We start from the raw sequence: 20314 nt of genomic DNA, 5'->3' as shown, positions 1-20314 counted from the left end.
TCGTCTCTCAGGCGCGCTGGGCACAGCCTTTGCTGAAACTTCGACCATGGATTCCGCACCCGCGGAATGATCGAAATCAGCAACGAGGAGTGTGTTCATGGCTATTTCCCTGAACGGTTACAAGGTCGCGATTCTCGCCGTCGACGGCTTCGAGCAGGCCGAACTCGTCGAGCCGCAGCGCGCGCTCGTGGAAGCGGGCGCGCACGTCGACGTCGTGTCGCAGAAGCCCGGTCAGATCCAGGGTTTCAAGCATGTCGACAAGGGCGACAAGGTGAACGTCGATGTCACTTTCGACGCCGCCAACGCCGCCGATTACGACGCGCTCGTGCTGCCCGGCGGCGTCGTCAACGGCGATGCGATCCGCCTCGACGCGAAAGCGCAAAGCTTCGTCCAGGAAGCCGACCGCGCGAAGAAGCCGATCGCGGTGATCTGCCACGGCGGCTGGCTGCCGATCTCGGCGGGCATCGTCGCGGGCCGGACGATGACGAGCTGGCCGAGCCTTCAGGACGATGTGCGCAATGCGGGCGGCACGTGGGTCGATCAGGAAGTGCAGATCGACGGCAATCTCATCACGAGCCGCAAACCCGACGACCTTCCGGCGTTCAACAAGGCGCTGATCGACGCGCTCGGCAAGACGCGAGCCGCCTGAGCGCATCTTTCCGGAGGCAGAACGATGTCGAGATCGCCCAGAACATTGATTGCGTTGTCGCTCGCGGCGGCGGCGGTCTTCGCGCCGCTTGCGCAGGGGCAGACACAAGCCGCGGCGGGTACGACGCAAAGCGACAAACTCTCGCCCATCGATCAGCAGTTCATGCAGGACGCGGGTCAGGCGGGCGCGACCGAGCTCGCCGCGAGCAAGCTCGCGCTCACGCACGCGAGCGACCGGCAGGTGCGGGAGTTCGCACAGCGAATGATCGTCGATCACACGAAACTCGCGCGCAATCTCGACGTGCTCGCGAAACGTCACGGCATCACCGCGCCGCCCGCCGCGGATACGGCGGTGGTCGGCAGCCTGCAAAATCTTCAGGGCGCCGAGTTCGACAAGGCCTATATTGAAAAGGTGGCCGTGGACGGGCACCGCAAAGCCGTCGAGCTTTTCAGGAAAGAGAGCGAGACCGGCAACGACACCGCGCTGAAAGCGGCGGCGGCCAAGGCGCTGCCGATCATCAGCCATCACTATGAGATGGCGCAGCAGCTCGCGAAAACGAAGGCAGCGTCATGAGAATCGCGCACGCCGCCGCTGTTCATTGTGCTGCCCATTCCGCTTCCCGTCCCGCTTATGAGGACTCGACCATGCACATCACGTTTGCAGACGAAGCCCCGGTGTACGACGGCGACGATCTCGCGATTCACTTCGCCGCGCTCATCGACGGCGAGCCGGTCGTCTGTTCGATCACCGCCGAAGCGCTCGAAGATCATTTCGGCGCGAAATCTCCGCGCGAGGACGATCTGCTCGCGGCCTTCGAACAGGGCGCGGCGCGCATTCGCGCCGTGTGCGCCGAAGTGCTCGACGACAACGGCGGCCAGCCCGCCGTCCTGAGGAGCGGATTATTCCGCGTCGCGGGGCTGGAGCCAGACTAGGCGGCTCGCCGCTTCATGCGACGCATTCCCACAACCCAAGCCAACAAGGAGGGAACATGTCCCTGATCATTGCGGGCCGATTTCAGACCTTTCCCGCCGCCGAATCGGCAGCTCAGAAGCTCTTCGCGCGCGGCTTCCTGGAGGAAGACGTGACGCTCTTCTTCGTCAATCCGAGCGGACAGCACGCGCGCCATCCCATCGGCGGCGATGTCGGCACCGATGCGGGCGCGAGCGGCGCGCCCAAGGGCGCCGGCAAGGGCGTGACGATCGGCGCGGTCGTGGGTGCGGTGATCGGAGCGGCGATATTCGCTTTCTTCAAGTCGCCGCTGCTCGTGTCGGTGATCGCGGCGGGCGTCGGCGCGTACGTCGGATCGCTCGTCGGCGCGATGTCGCATACGAAGAAGCCCAGAACCGCCATGCAGGCCGAGGAACCGACGCGTCATGCGGGCGTGCTGGTGGCCGTTCATGTATCGCCGGAATCGCAGGAACAGGCGGCGTCGATATTGCGCGAGAGTGGCGGAATGGATATCGAGCGCGCGTCGGGGCGCTGGAAACAAGGCCGCTGGAGCGACTTCGATCCGCTGCAGCCGCCGCATCCGGCCGGGGAATTCGCGCAGACGCGTGCCTGATCGCTCTTCTTTGTCGATGACAACGCCCGCTTCGAGCGGGCGTTTGCTTTTCAGACCCAGGGCGCGTGCGGACGATTCGGCTTCATGTCGGTCCGGATGCCGCAGTCGGCGGGCAGCGCGCGAGGCTTCGCCGCATCCGAGACAGACGGCTCGCAAATGCGCCCGTAATCCGCCGCACGCGCGCCTTGATCGGGCTGGGCGCCGGCATCGACGACGTGTTGACGGAGTTGCATGGTCAGCGCCGATGCCGCGATCGCCACCAGCACCCGATACTCGCGATGCGCGAGCCGGTTGAACAATTTCACTGCGCCCTCCTGTTGCCGTATCGTGCGCGCCGCTCGTTTCGGAGACGCGCTGTTAGTGCGAGTACGGCAGCAAGTCATATGCTCCGGAGGCGATCCGGGCACGCCGCGTGCGCTATGAATCGGCAGGCCGCATCCCGCAGGGAGGCTGCGCAGTGGCAATGTCCAAACGAAAAGGAGGTCTCATATGAGCACGAATGTCGTATCGGTACTCAACGATCTGGTCGAAACCTCGAAGGACGGCGAAAAGGGATTTCTCAAGGCCGCCGAGGATACGCGTGATCCAAGCCTCAAGCTGCTGTTCCAGAATCGCGCGCAAAAGTGCGCCGAAGGCGCGCGCGAGTTGCAAGACCTCGTGGCAAGACTGGGCGGCAAGCCCGAAACCGGCGGATCGGTGGCGGGCGCGCTGCATCGCGGCTGGGTCGATGTGAAGTCGGCCGTGAGCGGCCACAGCGATCACGCGATTCTGGCCGAATGCGAGCGCGGCGAGGATGCCGCGAAGAAGAACTATCGCGAGGCGCTCGACAAGGATCTGCCCGCCGATGTCCGGGCGGTCGTCGAGGCGCAATATCAAGGCGTGCTGGAGAACCACGACCGCATCCGCGATCTGCGCGATCAGTACGCAGCCGCGAAGTCGTGATGCGATGAAACGCGCGGTCCGGTCATCGGGCCGCATGTAGCGCTGCAAAAACAGACGGCCGCATGAAGCGGCCGTCTTTTCGTCTTGCGTGAGCGCGACGCGTATTACTGCGGCTGGCCCTTGTCGTTCGTGCCGAGCGCCGAAGCCGCCGCCGCTGCCGACGCGCCATGCAGCTTGTGCGCCTTGTTCTGCTGATGCAGATTGGTGCCCTTCTGCTTCTTCGCCATCGGCGCCGAGGCTGCCGCATCGGAGGCTGCCTGAGCGAATGCCGTCGTCGAGAATGCCAGCGCGAGCGCGCCGATCAATGCCATCTTTTTCGTCTTCATGAAGAGCTCCTTTTTGCCGGGGCCACTGAACGCCGGGCTGCTGCGCATTCGTGAACCGCCTGTATGAGCATCGACCTGAACGGTCGTACTCGTTTCTAGGTTTCGAAGTGCTGCGAGGTGAAGCGCACTGCGTGAAGCGTCATGCGTGAACTTGCGACTGAAACACCGGGCGATACCGCGCAAACCCGATGCCTCCATACGAGAACCCGCGCTTCGTCCGATTCCTCGCCGTCAGGCGGATCGTCGAACCCCGCGCGGGTTCCGTGCTGCTGGCACTCAACCGCGGCCCGCCGAAGCGAAGCCGGGCATACGAACTATGCCATTACTTGGCGGCAATTTTAAGATGGTTCTTCACGGAAGCAACACCCGAGACGTTCGAGACGGTTTCTTCGGCGGCGGTCTTGTCTTCCGCCGACGGCACGGTGCCGGTCAGCGACACCACGCCGCCGTGCGTCTTCACGTGGATATGCGTGGACTTGACGTTCTTCGCGCCGAGCAGTTCGGCCTTGACCTTGGTGGTGATGGCGCTGTCGTCGACCTTCTGGCCGACGGACGTGTCGGTCCCTTTCGTCGACGACGCCGAATTGGTTTGCGCGCCGACATTGAGCGCGAACACGACACACGCGATACCGCCGGCTGCCTTCAGGATTTGAGTCGTCTTCATGGCAATACTCCCATTTTTTCGATTTTGGTCTGCGCCCCGCTCACGCATTCCCTGCGCGACGCGGCTCTTCGATTACGTCCGCGCCGTAGCACGCGGATCGTGACCTTCATTCCGCAACTTGCGTGCCGGACCCATCCGCGCGCGTCCGACGAAGCACCGGAACCCGCTCGAAAGCACCGTGCGGCAAGGCCTGCGTGCGTCGGCGAACAAATCTTCGACGTATCTCGGAAAGCGTATGCTCACGCGCCGGCAGATGCCTGAAACCCGCGGCGGTTTTGTCTGAAGCCGTGTAAAAACTGCGTGAAACCGGTCTCGAAAAGGCTCCGAAGGAAACGAGCCGCCGGTGAAAAACGTAGTCGCGGCGCGAGCTTAACGATAGATGGCACGACCGTTGCTTTAGTCATCCGTAAACCTGCCCATTACGTCTGGAACAATCGAGGAATAGCAAGCAATGCCGCCTACACTCGAACTTCGCGCCAAGCAAACGCTCGCGCTTACGCCGCGCCTTCAGCAATCGGTTCGTCTTCTGCAACTCTCGTCGCTGGAGTTTCAACAGGAACTGCGAAACGCACTGGACACCAACCCCTTTCTCGAATACGACGAGTCGCAAACCGAGGACAACGCGCTCGGGGCCGATAACGGCAACTCGATGAGCGACTCGACCTCATCGAGCGCCACGGACAGCGCCGCCGAAGCACCGCTCGCCGCCGAAACCAGCATGGAAAGCGAGCAAAGCACCGATTCCGGCTCGCACGATGACGCCATCGGCGAATACTCGTCCGATCCCTTTGGCCGCAGCGCATCGCGCAACAACGGCGACGGCGAAGGTTCCGATCCCGCCGACTGGGTCCGCATCGAGCCTTCGTTGCACGAAACGCTCCACGACGCGCTGCGTCTCTATCAACTGAACGAGCGTGATCGCGCGATCGCGCAACTGATCATCGAAGCGCTCGACGACGACGGCTATTTGCGCCAGGAGTTGAGCGAACTCGCAAATGTCGTCGAGATCGAGCCCGCGCTTCACGAGGACGAACTCACCATCGCGCTCAAGCTCGTGCAGTCGCTCGACAAACCGGGCGTCGGCGCGCGCAATCTCTCGGAATGCCTGACGCTGCAGCTCGAAGCGCTCGATGAAGAAACGCCGGGCCGAGCGGTCGCGCTCGAAATCGTCGCGCATCATCTGGAGCGGCTTGCGCGTCGCGAGCAGGCCGAGTTGCAGAAGAAGATCGGCTGCAGCGCGGACGATCTGCGCATCGCGTGCGCGCTCGTGCGACGTCTCGATCCGAAGCCGGGCGAGAACTACGGCTCGAGCGAGGACAACTATGTGGTGCCGGACGTCATCGTGCGTCAGGCGAAGAAGCAATGGGTCGTCACGATCAATCCGGCCGTGCTGCCGCGTGCGCGCATCCATCGCATGTACGCGGAGCTGTTCGCGCAATCGGCGGGCGCGAGCCGCTCGCCGCTCGCGCAGCAGTTGCAGGAAGCGCGCTGGCTGATCCGCAACGCGCAGCAGCGTTTCACGACGATTCAGCGCGTGGCCGAATGCATCGTCTCGCATCAGAAGGCGTTCTTCGATTACGGCGAGATCGCGCTGAAGCCGCTCGTGCTGCGCGATGTCGCCGATGAGCTCGGTCTGCACGAATCGACCATCTCGCGTGCGACGGGCAACAAATACATGTCGACGCCGCGCGGCATCTTCGAGTTCAAGCACTTCTTCCCGCGCGAGCTTTCGACGGAAAGCGGCGGCACGTGCTCGGCCGCCGCCGTGCGCGCGCTGCTCAAGGAAATGATCTCGAAGGAAAACACGCGCGATCCGCTCTCCGACGTGAGTCTCGCGAAGATGCTCGCGGATCAGGGCGTGATCGTCGCGCGCCGCACGGTGGCGAAGTATCGGCATCTGATGAAGGTGCCGCCCGCCGAATTGCGCCGTCAGGCGTAACGCGCACAACGCGTTTCACGCTCGCAAGCGCTCGGCGACGACCCGGTCAAACGAGCCGCCTGAGCGACGAGAGCAGAAGGCCATCCGTTCGCGGATGGCCTTTTTTTCGTCGACGTTCAGCGCCAGCCCGACGCGCGATGCGTGCGCTTTCTCGCGGCCGTCGCGGCAAGCTCCGCGCCGAGCAGGAACACCGCCGCCGAGTAGTAGAGCCACATGAGGATGATCGCGAGCGACCCGGCCGCGCCGAACATGTTCGCCGTGCCCGCGTGCGCGAGATAGAACGCGAAGAGACGCTTGCCGGCTTCGAAGAGCATGGCGGCGGCGGCGGCGCCGAGTGCGGCGTCCCGCCAGAGCATGCGCGTCGTCGGCAGGAACTTGAGCAGCACCGTGAACGCGATCATCAGCACGCCGAGCGATATCGCGCGCTGCGTCAGCCCCGACAGCACGATGAACGGACTGCCGTCGCCGAGCACCCAATGGCCGAGTATCTCGACGAGCGCATCGAGCACGAGCAGCGCCGCGACGAGCAGCCCCGATCCGACCACGAGCCCGAACGACATCAGCCGCACGCGCAGCAGCGTGACGATGCTTTCGCGCGTGCTCACGGCGGGCGTCGGCCAGATGACATTGAGCGCGCTATGCAGCGATGAAAATGTCGCCGATGCGCCGATCAGCACGCCCGCAAGCGACAGGATCGCCGTGCTGCGCGCGATATCGGCGTGCCACGCATTCGCGACGATCGCCTCCAGCGCATGCGCCGCATCGACGCCGACGACGCCGCTGATCTCGTCGAAGAGGCGGCCTTGCACGGCATCGGCGCCGAAGAACACGCTCGCCACCGCGATCACGATGACGAGCGTCGGCGCGAGCGAAAACGCGGCGAAGAACGCGATCGACGCCGAGAACATCAGGCAGTGGTCCTGCGACCATTGCATGACCGGATCGGCGATCCACGAAAGCCAGCCGAAGCGCGACGTGCGCCCTGAAGCGACGGGCGCGGATGGCGGGGCGGAGACGTCCTGATCCATTGTGTACGTTGATGGAAGTGTCAACCGTCGATGTTAGCCCCCCGATGCGAAGCGCGTGTAAAAAACGGCGCGCTCCTTTCGGAGCGCGCCGCGTCCGGTTTGCGACGGACGATGCTTATCAGGACCGGTCGGCGCCAGGGTCGGCGTCCTCGTCGGCGAGACCGCGCGTTTCATCCTCGATGTCATCAGGCAGGATGTCCGCGTCCACTTCGAGATTGTTGTCGCCATCCGCCGATGCCGCTTCGCCCGTGCCGTAACGGTCGGTGTCGCTGTTCAGCTCGGCCTGGGATTGGCCGAGCGCGTGGGCGTCGAGTTCATCTTCGATATCGCCCGGATAGCGCTTCTCGCCCTGAACGTCCGAGCCGCTATCCGACGAATCGCTCGGGCCGAGCGCGCCGGTGCCGTGTCCCTTGCCGTATTCCGCGCCGTCGTCTTCGGCCGGGTTCAATGTGCTTCCGCTCATCATGACCTCCTTCGTTCGTGTCCACGATGAATCCGCAAAACCTGTTCCGCGAACGTTTCGGCCCGGCGCAAGAAAAAACCCCGCGCTTCTTTCGAAGTGCGGGGCCGAGATTGCAGGCGGCTTGCGCGCGCGGTCAGGCCTTGGCCGCCGGACGCCTCGCTTCGGTCGCGCCCTGCTTCACCGTCTTGACGGTCTTTTCCGTGACCGATGTCGCCGTTGCGACGCTGCGCAGATCCGACAGGAAGGAATCGCGCCAGACCGACAGATTGTTCTCGCGCAGCGGCACCATCATGTCGGCGTGACGCGCCTGACGCTCGGCGAGCGGCATCGACAATGCGCGCTCCAGCGCTTCGGACATCTGGGAGAGATCGAACGGATTGACGACGAGCGCGCCCGGCAGCTGATCCGCCGCGCCCGCGAACTGCGACAGCACCAGCGCGCCCGGATCGGCCGGGTCCTGCGACGCGACGTATTCCTTCGCGACGAGATTCATGCCGTCGCGCAGCGGCGTCACATAGCCGACCTGCGAAAGCCGGAACAGCGACATCAGCAGATTGCGCTCGTATTTGCGGTTCAGATACTGGATCGGCGTCCAGTCGAGCTGCGCGAAACGGCCGTTGATGCGCCCCGCCTCGCCTTCCAGGTTCTGGCGGATGCGCTGATAGGTCTGCACGTCCGAGCGCGTCGGCGGCGCGATCTGCACGAGCGACACGCGGCCATGCCAGCCCGGCGCGTTCAGCAGAAACCGCTCGAACGCCTGAAAGCGCTCGACGAGACCCTTCGAATAATCGAGACGGTCGACGCTCATGATGAGCTTGCGGCCGCGCATGGCATCGCGCAGGCTCTTCACCGGCTTGCGGTTGGCGAACTGCTCGGCCGCCTTGGCGATGGCATCGGGATAGATGCCGATCGGATACGCGCCCACCTTGAGCATGCGGCCGAACGCCTGCAGCATGCCGTCGTCGTCGTTGTAGTGGCCGCGGCTCGTGCGCTCCACGTAATCGATGAACGACTGCTTGTCGGCGTCCGTCTGAAAGCCGACGACATCGTACTGGCACATCGCCGCGATGAGTTCCTCGTGCGGCGGGACGGTGCGCATTATCTCGGGCACCGGAAAAGGAATGTGCAGGAAAAAGCCGATCGGATTCGCGACGCCGAGCTTGCGCAGCTCGTTGGCGAACGGGAGCATGTGATAGTCGTGCACCCAGATGATGTCGTCGGGCTTGAGCAGCGACTTCAGCTTCGCCGCGAGGGCCGCATTGACGCGCATGTAGCCCGCATATTCCTCACGATCGAAGCGCGAGAGGTCGTTGCGGTAGTGGAACGTCGGCCACAGCGTGGCGTTCGAGAAACCTCGGTAGTACTGGTCGTAGTCGCGGCGCGTGAGCCCGACCGTTGCATACGTCACGTTGCCGTTGTTTTCGATGACAGGAGCGCCCGATTCGCCGACGATCTCGCCGCTCCATCCGAACCACACGCCCCCCGTCTCCTTGAGCGCGTCCAGAACGCCGATCGCAAGGCCGCCCGCGCTGGGCTTGCCTTCCTGGATCGGTGCGACGCGATTCGATACCACGATCAATCTGCTCATTACAGCATCACCTCATCAGTTGTCGTTGCATGCTCGAATTGGCGATTAAGGTTATGCAAAAGCCGTGCCTTTTTGTTGCCCTCTGGAAACGAAAATTTGTATGAAGATGTTACGGACGAACGAAAACACGCGGCGGATGCGCGCCGCGTAGAAATTTTTATTCTTTTGCCGGGTGCCGCGGCCGGCCGGAATCACGCGTCCTGCTCGGAGCCCAGGTCGCGCTGATAGTCGATTCCTTCCCGCCTCACGCCGCCCTGGTTGTGTTCGCCGTCGGGCGGCGTGCCAGGCGCGGGGCGGTTCTGAGCGGCGGGATCGTGATCGGCGGGCGGCGCGGATGCGCCCTGCGTGCCGGCTGCCTTGGTTGCTTCGGCGCGCGCTTCGCGCTTGGAAGAATGACGCGCGGAGCGTCGAAGTGCGGGATGCCTCATGATGCCTCCAGAGAAGAAGGCCGTCGCGATAGTGACGTCGGCGGCGTCGGACCGATGCGCTGCGATGAGCGCGGCTTCAGAAAAAACGACCGGCGACAGAGCGTGTCGCCGGTCATTATTGCGCCATCCGTTGTAATCCCTACGTCGCGGATGGAAACTTATTCAAAACTTGCACGAATTCTGGGCATTGTCCAACTTCAGGCCAGCATCCTTCCTTACGCTAGTACACGTGCGGTGACTCGCCCGGTCCCGGCGGCGGATCACCGATCGGCTGCGATGGCGGCTCAGGCGGCTCGCGCGTCGGGTCCGGATTGGTGTCGGGCGGAATCGGCGTAGGCGGCGGCTGATCCGGCGGCGTCACCGGCGGGTCCGGCGGCTGCGGCGTCTGAGCTTCGATACGCGCACCATCGGAAGCGCTATTCGACAGTCCGAGTGACATGATGGGCTCCTTGCGGTCTTGTGATCGTCCGTATCCCATCCACGCCGGCCGTGCTGCACCGCGCGCGGATGTCACTCGATCGACAGCAAGGGGCATGCCCTTCGCACACATCGGCTTCGCGCCCTCCCGTCACATTATCGGCGTGAAAAACGCGCCTGCCAATGAAAAACGCCCGCCGATCAGAAGACCGCGGGCGGTGATTTTGTCTAAAGATAGGCGACGTTCAGGGATTTTCGCCGTCAGAATCGCTCATGTCGCCGCCTTCACCGACGGCCGCCTTGTTCGCATCCTCGCCATATTCGACGAGCCGGTTATAGAGCGTCTTGAGGCTGATCCCGAGGATTTCCGCGGCGCGCGTCTTCACGCCGCCGCACTGATCCAGCGTCGCGAGAATGAGCTGACGGTCGGCCTGCGCGAGCGAGGTGCCGAACGGAATCGTCACCGCCGTGCCCGCCGAGGGCTTCGACAGCGAAATCTGCAGCGGCACGGTTGCCGTGCTGTCCGAATCCGACGCCGACATGATGTAGGCGCGCTGCACGTAGTTCTTCAGCTCGCGCACGTTGCCCGGCCAGTTGTACGACGCGAGCATCTCGCGCACGGCCGCCGGGAAATCCTTTTTGGTGTTGTAACGGGCGTTCAGCTCGTCGAGGAACGCCTGGCCGAGCAGTTCGACGTCCTTGCCGCGCTCGCGCAGCGGCGGCAGGTTGATCGGGAACACGTTCAGGCGGTGGTAAAGGTCAAGACGCAGCTTGCCTTCGAGCACGGCCTGCTCGGGATCGCGATTGGTCGCCGCAATCAGGCGCACGTCCGTCTCGATCTCCTTGGTCGTGCCGACGCGCATAAACATGCCCGTTTCCAGCACGCGCAGCAGTTTCACCTGAAGCTCGATCGGCATTTCGGTGATTTCGTCGAGGAACAGCGTGCCGCCGTTCGCGCGCTCGAAATAACCCTTGTGCTGGCGGTCCGCGCCCGTGAACGAGCCGCGTTCGTGCCCGAACATTTCCGATTCGATCAGATTCGGCGAAATCGCACCGCAGTTCACCGCGATGAACGAATGCTTGCGGCGCAGCGAAAGCTCGTGCAACGTCTGCGCCGCCACTTCCTTGCCGGTGCCCGACTCGCCGATCAGCAGCACCGATGCCGCCGTCGGCGCCACGCGGCTAACCTGGTCGTACACCGTCTGCATCGCGGGCGAATTGCCGAGCATCAAGCCGAATCGGCCCATGCGGCGCAACTCGCCGCGCAGCGTGCCGATTTCCGCCTTCAGGTCGCCGGCGCGCGGCAGGCGCGAGAGGATCGCCTTCACGCGCTGCATGTTGATCGGCTTGACGAGATAGTCCGCGGCGCCCATCTTGAGCGCGCTCACGGCGGATTCCACCGTCGCGTGACCGGTGATGACGATGAACTCGACACCGGAGCGCGGGTCCAGATCTTCGAACAGATCGACGCCCGTGCCGTCGGGTAATTTCAGATCGGTGAATACGACGTCCGGCGTCTGCCGCACGAGCTGAATGCGCGCCTCGCGCAAATCGCTGGCGGTGGCCGTCGTCAGTCCATCTTCGCCGATGATCGCGGCTAGCGCCTCGCGGGTACTGGGATCGTCATCGACAATCAATACGTGTGGCATTGCGTCTCGAATTCTTCCTAAGCGTTTTTGGGTCACACGCCGGATGGCGGCGTGGTCTTCTCCGTGCGGCAGGGGCGCCGCGCGGGCCGGTGCGATTTGCGTTCGATGGCCGGTCGGGACTTAATCGGCGAGACGCAAAGCGCGAAAAATAAAATAATTTCCGATGTTCCGCACGCTTGGCTCGACTTCAGCGTAAGTTTTGCCATTTAGACAACTTATTGCCGAAGTTTCACTGATTATAAGCGTTTATCAAGATGAAAACGCACGCTGGTTTCAGCGTGCGTTTCATTTGATCGGATCATTGAAAACATCAGCGTTTCTTTAGCTGCGCTCTCGCTTTATCGGCGAGTCCGATAAAACTATCAACTCCGCGGAAAATGCCACGCATCCGCGGTGCCGCCGACCGCGCCATGACCGTTTACCGGCTGCGCGCCCGATCCGCTCGCCGGCGTCAGAACCTTGCCGCCCTCGTCTTCCCAGCGGTTCAGCTCGCGCGCCGTGCGCCGTCCCGCCGCGTCCTGCGATTGCACCCACTTCCATGCGAGAACGCTGCCGATTGCGAACAGCGCGCCGAAAATTCCAATCGAAGGCCGTGCCATGTGTGCTTTCTCCCATCGTCAATAAAAGTCGCCGCGATAAGTCGCATGAACGGCGAATCAGCGGGAAACCAGAAGCCCCACCAGAAAACCGACGCCCGCTGCAATGCCGAGCGACTGCCAGGGATTGTCCTTCACGTATTTCTCGGTGCAATCGACGCTCGCGCGATAACGGCTTTGCGCGCTCGCCTGAGCATCGTCCAGCGCGCTGCGCGCCGAATCGACGTGATCGCGCAGACGCGAGCGCAGCGCCTCGACACCTTCGCCGGGCAGCGTCGCCGACAGCCGCAACAATTCTTCCGAATCGTTCAGCAACACCTTGATGTCTTCGATGATTTTTTGCTTGCCCAACGCAAGCTGGACAGTCGTTTGACTCATGGAATGTAGTCCTCGCCCAAGTGGGGTTTGTCGGGATCGGGAGATGCGCGTTTCAGCGCGTCTCGACGACCGGCACGCCTGCCGCGATGCGCGCGCGCAGGCTGCGCACGACGCCGCTTGCCATCAGCGCGCCGCCCATCGCGCCGAACACGAGGCTCGTCACATTCGCGGCGCGCGCAAGCGCGGGTGTGCCCGCCGCATAGCCTAGCACCGCGCACATCAGCGCGGTCACGAGCGCGACGGCGGCCCAGTGATAGATGTCGATCGGCTCGCCGGCCGCGAGTTCCGGACGATCGCCCGGCGCGGCGTTCGCGCGGCGCGTGCGCGCAGGCTGTGCAGCGTTCGTGCGCGGAAGTGCGCCCACGTCGAAATTCAAGATGTCTTCCATGATGCGTTGCCTCTCTCGCCCATCCTCGTGTGTACGCGTCCGAGTCGATGCTCGTCGGCGAACTTTCGAATTAGATTCACGACGCACAGGCTTATGCACCTTTCATGCCAGCGTCATCGGGCCGCGCGTCGAGCGTGCATACGGCCCGAACCGGCCGATGATCGGGTAACAATTACGCCCTCGCCTTGTAAATTTTCAGTGCGTAAAGGAGAACCTTTCCGGAACGGAGTCAGGCCGGCCGCGCCGCTCAGACAAATTGCGCGTCAGGGCTGGCCCGCGCATTGCCGCAACATCGTTGCGAATGGTTAAATAGCGTTTATGAGATAGGCTCGTCTGCAATCGACCCGCGCTTCCAGGCATCGGACGCAGGCACGCCTGGACCGACGCTCAACCAGGACAAGCGGCTCACGGATCGCGTGCGCCGAACGGGCAGCGCGCACCGCGCGTCATCTGCCGATGTGCGCGGTCTGACACGGTTGCGCCGTTCGCGCGCGCCGTACCGCGCCCGGCCGAGCACATACCGGATACGCTCGCGCGAGGCCCGCCGCCCGCTCACGACATACGCAGAACTCAGGAACGATCAGGACACATGGCGTCAACCGATCTGGATCCGCCGCCCACCGCGGTCGGCGATACACCCGCGCAACGAAAGCGCAACACGGGAGAAGTGCCGGGCTTGAAGTCTTATGGACTGCTCTATGGCTCGTCGCCCGTGATGCAGGAGCTGTACGCGCAAATCGAGCGCGTGGCCGCGACCGATGCGACCGCGCTGATCATCGGCGAGTCGGGCACCGGCAAGGAGCTCGTCGCCCGGACGATCCACGACCAAAGCGCGCGCAAGGACGCGCCGTTCATCGCGGTGAACTGCGGCGCGATTCCCGACAACCTCATCGAGGCCGAGCTCTTCGGCCACGAGAAAGGCAGCTTCACGGGCGCGGTGCAGGGGCGCATCGGCTATTTCGAGCATGCGAACGGCGGCACGCTCTTTCTCGACGAAGTGACCGAAATGTCGCCCGTGCGTCAGGTGAAGCTCCTGCGCGCGCTGGAGACGGGCACTTTCTTCCGCGTCGGCGGCAATGATCTGATCAGTTCCGATGTGCGCGTGATCGCGGCGACCAACCGCGATCCCGTCGCCGCCGTGAAAGAGAACGGCTTGCGCGAGGACCTGATGTATCGCCTCGCCGTCTTCCCGCTGCGCGCGCCGCCGCTGCGCGAACGCGATTCGGATCGTGAACTGCTCGCGCAGCATTTCCTCTCGGAGATGAACGCGCAGGAAGGCACGAGCAAAGCCTTCAGCAAGCGCGCGCTCGACGTGCTGCGGACCTATTCGTGGCCGGGCAATGTGCGTGAGCTGAAAAACACGGTCTATCGCGCGTTCATCCTCGCGGAGAAGACTGTCGAAATCGCGCATCCGCATCTCGCGTCGCGCGTGAAGAAGCCGGTCACGCAAGGCGATGCGATGAACGTCTGGGTCGGCACGCCCCTCGCCGATGCGCAGAAGCAGATCATCCTCGGCACGCTCAAGCATTGCGGCGGGGACAAGCGGCGCGCCGCGAAGGCGCTCGGCGTGAGCCTGAAGACGCTGTACAACCGCCTCGGCGCGTACGAGAACGAGGACGAAGGCGGCGACACGACATCGACCAGCGATAGCTGAGCCCCCATCCGCATGTCCATGAAGCGAGCGCCCCCAAACCGCGCTCGCTTTTTTTATTCCGGTCGATGTGGATCGAATCGTGCTCTTCTCGCTTGCAATTTCTTGCAATTTTCTCAAAGCGGTAATTAGAAGCATGCTTCAAAATGCGCGAAGCCCGCGCCTCGCGTCTGTCTCTGCGTTGCCGGGCGGTCACTTGAGGGCGACACCTCAAGTAGATTCGAGCCCCTCGAACCCCGATGGCAGGCGTCGGGATACGGAAGACGAAGGAAAGCAACATGCAGATCAGGGTTCATCGGCGCGGGCCGCGCGCCGCCGCGCTCGCCGCGATGATTTCGGGCGCTATCGCTTGCATCAGCCTCAGCGGCTGCAACTCGCTCTATAGCGAAGGCGCGACGGCCGGCGCCGGTATCGCGGGCGCGGCCGTGGCGAGCAGTATCACCAACAACGCCGCGGTGGCGACGGGCATCGGCCTCGGCGCCGTCGCCGCGGCGCGCGCGGGCGTGCAGTACACGCAGCGCGTCGTGCATACCGACACGCAGGATCAGATCGCCTCGGTTGCCGGCCCGCTCGCGGTCGGCGGGGTCGCACCGTGGAAGGCCGTGCATTCGGTGCCGATCGAAGACGACGAGAAAGGCCGCGTCACGGTGAGCCGCACCATCAGCAGCGGCGTGCTCGATTGCAAGGAGATCGTGTTCTCCGTCGATCGCGACGCCACCAAGGATCGCCCCGCCGACAGCGCGTTCTACGTGGCTTCGGTATGCCGCGACGGCAACAAGTGGAAATGGGCATCGGCTGAACCGGCCACGCCTCGCTGGGGCGCGCTGCAATGACGCTGGCGCTCGACGTACCTTTTGCGCTGCGCCTCGGTCTCGTCGCGGCAGGCGTCGCCGCGTGCGTGACGATGAGCGGCTGCGGATCGATCGGTGCCGCGACAGGCGCGGTGGCGGGCGTCGCGACGGGCGCGTTCACGACGAACCCGGCTGTGGGCTTCGGCGTCGGCGTGGCGGTGCAGGCGGCCACCGACGAATTCGTCGCGCGCACGATGAAGTCGCTGCATCAGGATCAGCAGGTCATGATCGCGGTGACGGCGGGCATGTCGCAGGTGGGCGAAACGCGGCCGTGGAAGGTCAAGCACACGCTGCCCGTCGAGAACGGCCACGGCGAAGTGCGCGTGCTGCGCGAGTTCAACAGCGCGCTCGCGAGCTGCAAGGAATTCGCGTTCTCCGTGGTCGATGGCGACGACGCGAAAGCGCCCGCCGCGTGGTTCATCGCGACGGCTTGCAAGCAGACGGAAGGATGGAAATGGGCATCGGCGGAGCCTGCGGTCGAGCGCTGGGGGAATTTGCAGTAGTTCGTCGCGGACCGTTCGTCGAAAGCGCGGATCTCTTGACGGAGACCGCGCTTTTTTCTTGATTCAACCGTTTGCGATGGCCTCGAGCGCCACCCGCGCGAGAAAGCCGCTGCGGGTCTCGTGGCGCGCTTCGACGTAGCTGTCGATCTTGTGCAGCACGAAGCGCGGCAGGCTGATGTTGATGCGCTCGGGACGCGAGTCGAGTTTGGAGAGATCGACTTCGACGTAGGCCCAGATGGCGCCGGCGAAATCGGGATCGACAATCAGTTCCTCGATGCTCGTCGACCTGATTTCGACCTCCTCTCCGTCTTCGATAATCGATTCGATGTGAAAGAAGATGGCTTCCCTGGCATTGTGAATCGCTTCGTCGATCGTATCGCCGGCCGAAAACACGCCGGGCACATTGGGCACGGTCACGCCGTAGCAGCTATCGGGATCTTTATGAATGGCGAGGGCAAATTCCATGTCCAACTCCGTTACGACGAATACAAACGGTTGAGCAACCCGGCGCCTTTCAGTACCGATCGGACGGTCCCGATTGCCATGTCCTTCCTGGGATGAACCACGGTTACGCGACCGCGTTTCGTTTTGTGTCTGAATTGATGATGGCTGCCCCTGGTGCGAACAAGGTGCCAGCCGTCATCTACGAGCATTCGTATCAAGCGCGATGAATCCATCTCGTCTCCGAACGCCGCGTGTGTAGCTTTACACACGCAGCAATGATCTTCAAGACGAAAACGTTACGATTCAACGCACTTCGCGAACATTCAGCCAAACGGCCGACGCGCAAACAAAAAGCGCGGCGCCGTCACCGGCAACCGCGCTTCGCAGGCTTGCGTCGCAAAGAGGCTCAGGCCTCCACATCCTCCAGACTCAGCATCTCAGTCTGGTCGTTGTACGAGAAAATTTCGCCATACCGTCCCCAGTCGATGACCGCATCGAGCGTTTCCTGCGCGGCCTTGTCGGAGAGAAAGTCCTCCAGTTCCTGCTCGAAGCGCACGCGCGGCGCGCGATGCCCCGGCCGCTCGTTCAGCACCTTCTTGATCCGCGCCGCGAGCGGCACGTGCCGCAGCAGATGCTCCGCGAACATCATCTTGCGCTCCTGCGTGCCGAACTCGGCGAACACGCGCGCCTGCGGCGTGAGGAAGATGTCGCCCTCGCGGACATCGGCGAAACCGAGGTGTTGCAGCACTTCCGCGATCGGAAAGAGGTCATCGACCTCGAGATGCAGCGTACGCGCGATTTCCGGCATGTCCGCGCGGCCGTGATACGGCTCGGCCGCGAGCGTTTCGATGAGACCCGCCATCAAGTTCGTCGACACCTCCGGCAGCCAGCTTCCGAGCTCCAGCCCCTTCTTCTTCGCTTCGTCCATCTGACGCGCGGTCATCTTCGCGTAGATATCGTCGACGAGACGCCGGAACGCCGGGTCCAGGCGATTGCGCGGATGCTTGAACGGCACCTTGATCTCGGCCATCACGCGGCCCGGATTCGACGACAGCACGAGAATGCGGTCGCACATGAACACCGCTTCCTCGATGTTGTGCGTGACGATCAGCACCGACTTGATCGGCATGCGTCCTTGCGTCCAGAGATCGAGCAGGTCGGTGCGCAGGTTTTCGGCGGTCAGCACGTCGAGCGCGGAGAACGGCTCGTCCATCAGCAGCAAGGTCGGATCGACGACCAGCGCCCGCGCGAAACCGACGCGCTGGCGCATGCCGCCCGACAGCTCGCGCGGATACGCGTTCTCGAAGCCGTCGAGACCGATCAGATCGATCGCGGCCAGCGCGCGCTCGCGCCGCTCGCGCGCACCCACGCCCTGCGCTTCCAGACCGGCTTCCACGTTCTGCAGCACGGTCAGCCACGGAAAGAGCGCGAAGGTCTGGAACACCATCGCGACGCCCTTCGCCGGTCCGCGCAACGGCTCGTTCAGATAGGTCACCTCGCCGCCCGTCGGCTCGATCAGCCCGGCGATGATGCGCAACAGCGTCGACTTGCCCGAGCCCGAGCGTCCGAGCAATCCGACGATCTCGCCTTCGCGCAGCGACAGGTTCGCATCGTCGAGCACGAGCAGCTCGCCCTGCGTCTTGTTGAAGCCGCGGCTCACGTTCGCGACGCGCAGAATCTCCGCGCCGAGTCGCGGCGGTGTGCCCTGGGGTCGCTGCGCGCTTTGCGCAGCGGACGTCTGCGTAGTTTTCAGGTTCTGCATCGGAACTCGTCCTCAATCCAGCCGGAGTCTTGCTTCGGCGTAGGCGTATAGCGGGCGCCACAACAGTCGGTTGAACAGCGTGACGAACAGCGACATCACGGCAATGCCGAGAATGATTTTCGGGTAATCGCCGGCGGCGGTCGTCTGGGCGATGTAGGCGCCGAGGCCGTGCGCGACGACCTCCGTCTTGCCCCACGACACCGCTTCCGCGACGATGCTCGCGTTCCACGCGCCGCCCGACGCGGTGATCGCGCCGGTGATGTAGTAAGGGAAAATGCCGGGCAGCATGCACTTCTTCCACCACTGCCAGCCACGAATCTGGAAGTTGGTCGCCGCCTCGCGATAATCGTTCGGATAGGAAGACGCGCCCGCGACCACGTTGAAAAGGATATACCACTGCGTGCCGAGCACGATGAGCGGCGACAGCCAGATATCCGGGTTCAGATGCCAGCGCACGATCACGACGACGAACACCGGAAACAGCAGGTTCGCCGGGAACGCGGCGAGAAACTGCGCGAGCGGCTGGATCTTCTCGGCGAGCGCCGGACGCAGGCCGATGATTACGCCGAGCGGCACCCAGATCACCGAGGCGATCGCGATCAGCACGACCACGCGCAGGAGCGTGATGAAGCCGAGCAGGAACACGTGGCCGACTTCGCTCCAGCTCACGCCCGTCGCGACGAACGACGCTACCTTCCACACGACGAACGCCGTGACCAGCAGCACGACCGTGCCCCACGCGATATCGCCGGCGCGCGTCGATGGCACCTTCGCGCGCAACGGCAGGCCCACGTTTTCCAGCGCGCCCTGCAGCGACGGCAGCTTGATCGGCACACGCGCCACCTTCGCGAGAATCCAGCCGGCCGGCACCAGCAGACGGTGAATCAGGCGCGTGCGGCGGATCAGGTCGAGCAGCCACGACTCGGGCGCGTCGCCCGAACTCGTGTTCTCCATGCGGAATTTGTCGGCCCACGCGACGAGCGGGCGGAACATCAACTGGTCGTAAGCGAGGATGACGATGGTCATCGCGAGGATCACCCAGCCGATCGCGGAGAGATTGCGCTCGCCGATGGCGGTGGCCAGATACGCGCCGATGCCCGGCAGCACGATCGTGCGATTGCCGACCGTGATCGCCTCGGACGCCACGACGAAGAACCAGCCGCCCGACATCGACATCATCATGTTCCAGATGAGGCCCGGCATCGAGAACGGCACTTCGAGCTTCCAGAAGCGCTGCCAGTTGGTGAGATGAAAACCGCGCGAGACTTCGTCCAGATCGCGCGGCACCGTGCGCAGCGACTGATAGAAGCTGAACGTCATGTTCCACGCCTGGCTCGTGAAGATCGCGAAGATCGCCGCGCATTCGGCGCCGATCACGCGCCCGGGGAACATGGCGAGGAAAAACGTCACCGTGAAGGAGATGTAACCCAGCACCGGCACCGACTGGAGGATGTCGAGAATCGGCACGAGCACGATCGACGCGCGCCGGCTCTTCGCCGCGAGCGTGCCGTAGACCAGCGTGAAAATGAGCGATGCGACCATCGCCAGCAGCATGCGCAAGGTAGTGCGCAACGCGTATTCGGGGAGATTCGCGGGATCGAGCGAGATCGCCTGCGTCTGCAAGGTCGAGATCGGCGCCAGCGTCTCATGGAAGCCGACCGCGGCGAGCGCGATGATGCAGATGATCATCGGGAACGCGACGAAATCCCAGCGGTTGGGCAGGATCCGCCAGGCCGACGCATTCGCCGTGCGCTTCAGATTGAAACCAAATTCCATGCAAGGCCCTCCCCGTAAGGCTTTGTTCCGACCGCGCCGGGCGCGGGATAATGCTTGAGACGGCAAGAAATCCGTCAGCCGGGCCAGAAGCCTTGGCCCGGAACGCGCCCATGCTCAACGCACGCGCACGCTTAAACAACGACACGTTCAGCAAGAACGACGGCGTCAGGCATTCGCCGCGTCAGACGATCCCCGCGCTGAACCGGGCGACACTACACCAACCCGTGTGACAGGCACAACCTTCATGCGGTCCGCCGCGCCATTCATGCGATGTTTCTGTTGCTCTTCGGCACGGCGCGGGCAAAATGAAG

General features: G+C 63.7%; 25 protein-coding genes. 9 read left to right on the top strand and 16 right to left on the bottom strand.

Annotated elements, in window-relative coordinates; genetic code table 11:
* The first annotated feature begins 97 nt into the window (after positions 1-97).
* The 4 genes from AWB76_RS01430 (at position 98) to AWB76_RS01415 (ending at position 2210) form a co-directional block, all read left to right on the top strand.
* A complete protein-coding gene (locus tag AWB76_RS01430; protein ID WP_061158334.1) occupies positions 98-649 on the top strand; it encodes a type 1 glutamine amidotransferase domain-containing protein in 552 nt (183 codons plus the stop codon).
* 24 nt (positions 650-673) lie between these two features.
* Entirely contained in the window at positions 674-1222 is a 549-nt protein-coding gene (locus AWB76_RS01425) for a DUF4142 domain-containing protein (RefSeq protein WP_061158333.1), read from the top strand.
* Positions 1223-1293: 71 nt separating this feature from the next.
* Entirely contained in the window at positions 1294-1581 is a 288-nt protein-coding gene (locus AWB76_RS01420) for a DUF1488 family protein (protein ID WP_082864336.1), read from the top strand.
* A gap of 56 nt (positions 1582-1637) precedes the next feature.
* The gene (locus tag AWB76_RS01415) at positions 1638-2210 is read left to right on the top strand and encodes a glycine zipper domain-containing protein (RefSeq protein WP_061158331.1); all 573 of its coding nucleotides are present in this window, start codon (positions 1638-1640) and stop codon (positions 2208-2210) included.
* Positions 2211-2260: 50 nt separating this feature from the next.
* Here the strand turns inward: AWB76_RS01415 and AWB76_RS01410 are convergent, their stop codons facing one another.
* Positions 2261-2515, bottom strand: coding sequence for a hypothetical protein (locus AWB76_RS01410; protein ID WP_061158330.1), 255 nt, complete (start codon positions 2513-2515; stop codon positions 2261-2263).
* Positions 2516-2699: 184 nt separating this feature from the next.
* On the opposite strand from AWB76_RS01410, the gene AWB76_RS01405 reads away from it, so the two are divergent.
* The gene (locus tag AWB76_RS01405; protein ID WP_061158329.1) at positions 2700-3152 is read left to right on the top strand and encodes a PA2169 family four-helix-bundle protein; all 453 of its coding nucleotides are present in this window, start codon (positions 2700-2702) and stop codon (positions 3150-3152) included.
* A 104-nt stretch (positions 3153-3256) separates the two neighbouring features.
* On the opposite strand, the gene AWB76_RS01400 is transcribed toward AWB76_RS01405, so the two are convergent.
* Both AWB76_RS01400 and AWB76_RS01395 read right to left on the bottom strand, forming a co-directional pair.
* Positions 3257-3478 (bottom strand): hypothetical protein, encoded by a 222-nt coding sequence (locus AWB76_RS01400; RefSeq protein ID WP_061158540.1) that lies wholly within the window; start codon positions 3476-3478, stop codon positions 3257-3259.
* A gap of 322 nt (positions 3479-3800) precedes the next feature.
* A complete protein-coding gene (locus AWB76_RS01395; RefSeq protein ID WP_061158328.1) occupies positions 3801-4142 on the bottom strand; it encodes a BON domain-containing protein in 342 nt (113 codons plus the stop codon).
* A gap of 451 nt (positions 4143-4593) precedes the next feature.
* Here AWB76_RS01395 and AWB76_RS01390 point away from each other — a divergent pair, with 451 nt between their 5' ends.
* Entirely contained in the window at positions 4594-6081 is a 1488-nt protein-coding gene (locus tag AWB76_RS01390) for an RNA polymerase factor sigma-54 (protein WP_061158327.1), read from the top strand.
* A 116-nt stretch (positions 6082-6197) separates the two neighbouring features.
* Here AWB76_RS01390 and AWB76_RS01385 read toward each other — a convergent pair whose 3' ends face one another.
* The 9 genes from AWB76_RS01385 to AWB76_RS01345 all read right to left on the bottom strand — a co-directional run bounded on the left by AWB76_RS01385 (position 6198) and on the right by AWB76_RS01345 (position 13016).
* The gene (locus AWB76_RS01385) at positions 6198-7109 is read right to left on the bottom strand and encodes a YihY/virulence factor BrkB family protein (RefSeq protein ID WP_061158326.1); all 912 of its coding nucleotides are present in this window, start codon (positions 7107-7109) and stop codon (positions 6198-6200) included.
* 118 nt (positions 7110-7227) lie between these two features.
* Positions 7228-7575 carry a hypothetical protein gene (locus AWB76_RS01380; protein ID WP_061158325.1) on the bottom strand — a complete coding sequence of 116 codons (348 nt, stop codon included), beginning with the start codon at positions 7573-7575 and terminating at the stop codon, positions 7228-7230.
* Between the two features lie 130 nt (positions 7576-7705).
* A complete protein-coding gene (gene otsA / locus AWB76_RS01375; RefSeq protein ID WP_061158324.1) occupies positions 7706-9160 on the bottom strand; it encodes an alpha,alpha-trehalose-phosphate synthase (UDP-forming) in 1455 nt (484 codons plus the stop codon).
* 191 nt (positions 9161-9351) lie between these two features.
* Positions 9352-9588 (bottom strand): hypothetical protein, encoded by a 237-nt coding sequence (locus AWB76_RS01370; RefSeq protein WP_061158323.1) that lies wholly within the window; start codon positions 9586-9588, stop codon positions 9352-9354.
* A 220-nt stretch (positions 9589-9808) separates the two neighbouring features.
* Complete coding sequence (locus AWB76_RS01365; RefSeq protein ID WP_061158322.1) at positions 9809-10027, bottom strand: hypothetical protein; 219 nt, start codon at positions 10025-10027, stop codon at positions 9809-9811.
* A 223-nt stretch (positions 10028-10250) separates the two neighbouring features.
* Positions 10251-11654, bottom strand: a complete 1404-nt coding sequence (locus tag AWB76_RS01360) for a sigma-54-dependent transcriptional regulator (RefSeq protein WP_061158321.1) — start codon at positions 11652-11654, stop codon at positions 10251-10253.
* Between the two features lie 362 nt (positions 11655-12016).
* Positions 12017-12253: a hypothetical protein gene (locus AWB76_RS01355; protein ID WP_061158320.1), complete on the bottom strand. Its 237-nt coding sequence runs from the start codon at positions 12251-12253 to the stop codon at positions 12017-12019.
* A gap of 57 nt (positions 12254-12310) precedes the next feature.
* Positions 12311-12628: an ElaB/YgaM/YqjD family protein gene (locus AWB76_RS01350; RefSeq protein WP_061158319.1), complete on the bottom strand. Its 318-nt coding sequence runs from the start codon at positions 12626-12628 to the stop codon at positions 12311-12313.
* 52 nt (positions 12629-12680) lie between these two features.
* The gene (locus AWB76_RS01345) at positions 12681-13016 is read right to left on the bottom strand and encodes a hypothetical protein (protein ID WP_061158318.1); all 336 of its coding nucleotides are present in this window, start codon (positions 13014-13016) and stop codon (positions 12681-12683) included.
* A 589-nt stretch (positions 13017-13605) separates the two neighbouring features.
* Between AWB76_RS01345 and AWB76_RS01340 the strand changes: the two genes are divergently transcribed.
* The 3 genes from AWB76_RS01340 (at position 13606) to AWB76_RS01330 (ending at position 16021) form a co-directional block, all read left to right on the top strand.
* The gene (locus AWB76_RS01340; RefSeq protein ID WP_061158317.1) at positions 13606-14670 is read left to right on the top strand and encodes a sigma-54 interaction domain-containing protein; all 1065 of its coding nucleotides are present in this window, start codon (positions 13606-13608) and stop codon (positions 14668-14670) included.
* A gap of 275 nt (positions 14671-14945) precedes the next feature.
* A complete protein-coding gene (locus AWB76_RS01335; protein ID WP_061158539.1) occupies positions 14946-15500 on the top strand; it encodes a hypothetical protein in 555 nt (184 codons plus the stop codon).
* Entirely contained in the window at positions 15497-16021 is a 525-nt protein-coding gene (locus AWB76_RS01330; RefSeq protein ID WP_061158316.1) for a hypothetical protein, read from the top strand. The genes AWB76_RS01335 and AWB76_RS01330 overlap by 4 nt, the downstream gene beginning before the upstream one ends.
* Before the next feature lie 63 nt (positions 16022-16084).
* Here the strand turns inward: AWB76_RS01330 and AWB76_RS01325 are convergent, their stop codons facing one another.
* From AWB76_RS01325 to AWB76_RS01315, 4 genes are all read right to left on the bottom strand, one after another.
* A complete protein-coding gene (locus tag AWB76_RS01325) occupies positions 16085-16486 on the bottom strand; it encodes a type II toxin-antitoxin system HicB family antitoxin (protein WP_061158315.1) in 402 nt (133 codons plus the stop codon).
* A gap of 11 nt (positions 16487-16497) precedes the next feature.
* A complete protein-coding gene (locus AWB76_RS38830; protein ID WP_074171280.1) occupies positions 16498-16698 on the bottom strand; it encodes a type II toxin-antitoxin system HicA family toxin in 201 nt (66 codons plus the stop codon).
* A gap of 173 nt (positions 16699-16871) precedes the next feature.
* On the bottom strand, positions 16872-18227 hold the full coding sequence (locus AWB76_RS01320; RefSeq protein WP_061158314.1) for an ABC transporter ATP-binding protein: 1356 nt from the start codon (positions 18225-18227) through the stop codon (positions 16872-16874).
* Between the two features lie 12 nt (positions 18228-18239).
* Positions 18240-20003, bottom strand: a complete 1764-nt coding sequence (locus AWB76_RS01315; protein WP_061158313.1) for an ABC transporter permease — start codon at positions 20001-20003, stop codon at positions 18240-18242.
* Positions 20004-20314 lie beyond the last annotated feature (311 nt).

Origin of the sequence: Caballeronia temeraria (assembly GCF_001544795.2) — a bacterium.
GTDB classification, from domain to species: Bacteria; Pseudomonadota; Gammaproteobacteria; order Burkholderiales; family Burkholderiaceae; genus Caballeronia; species Caballeronia temeraria.
The sequence above is the reverse complement of the archived record's forward strand: the minus strand, read 5'-3'. Positions and strand labels throughout refer to the sequence as shown.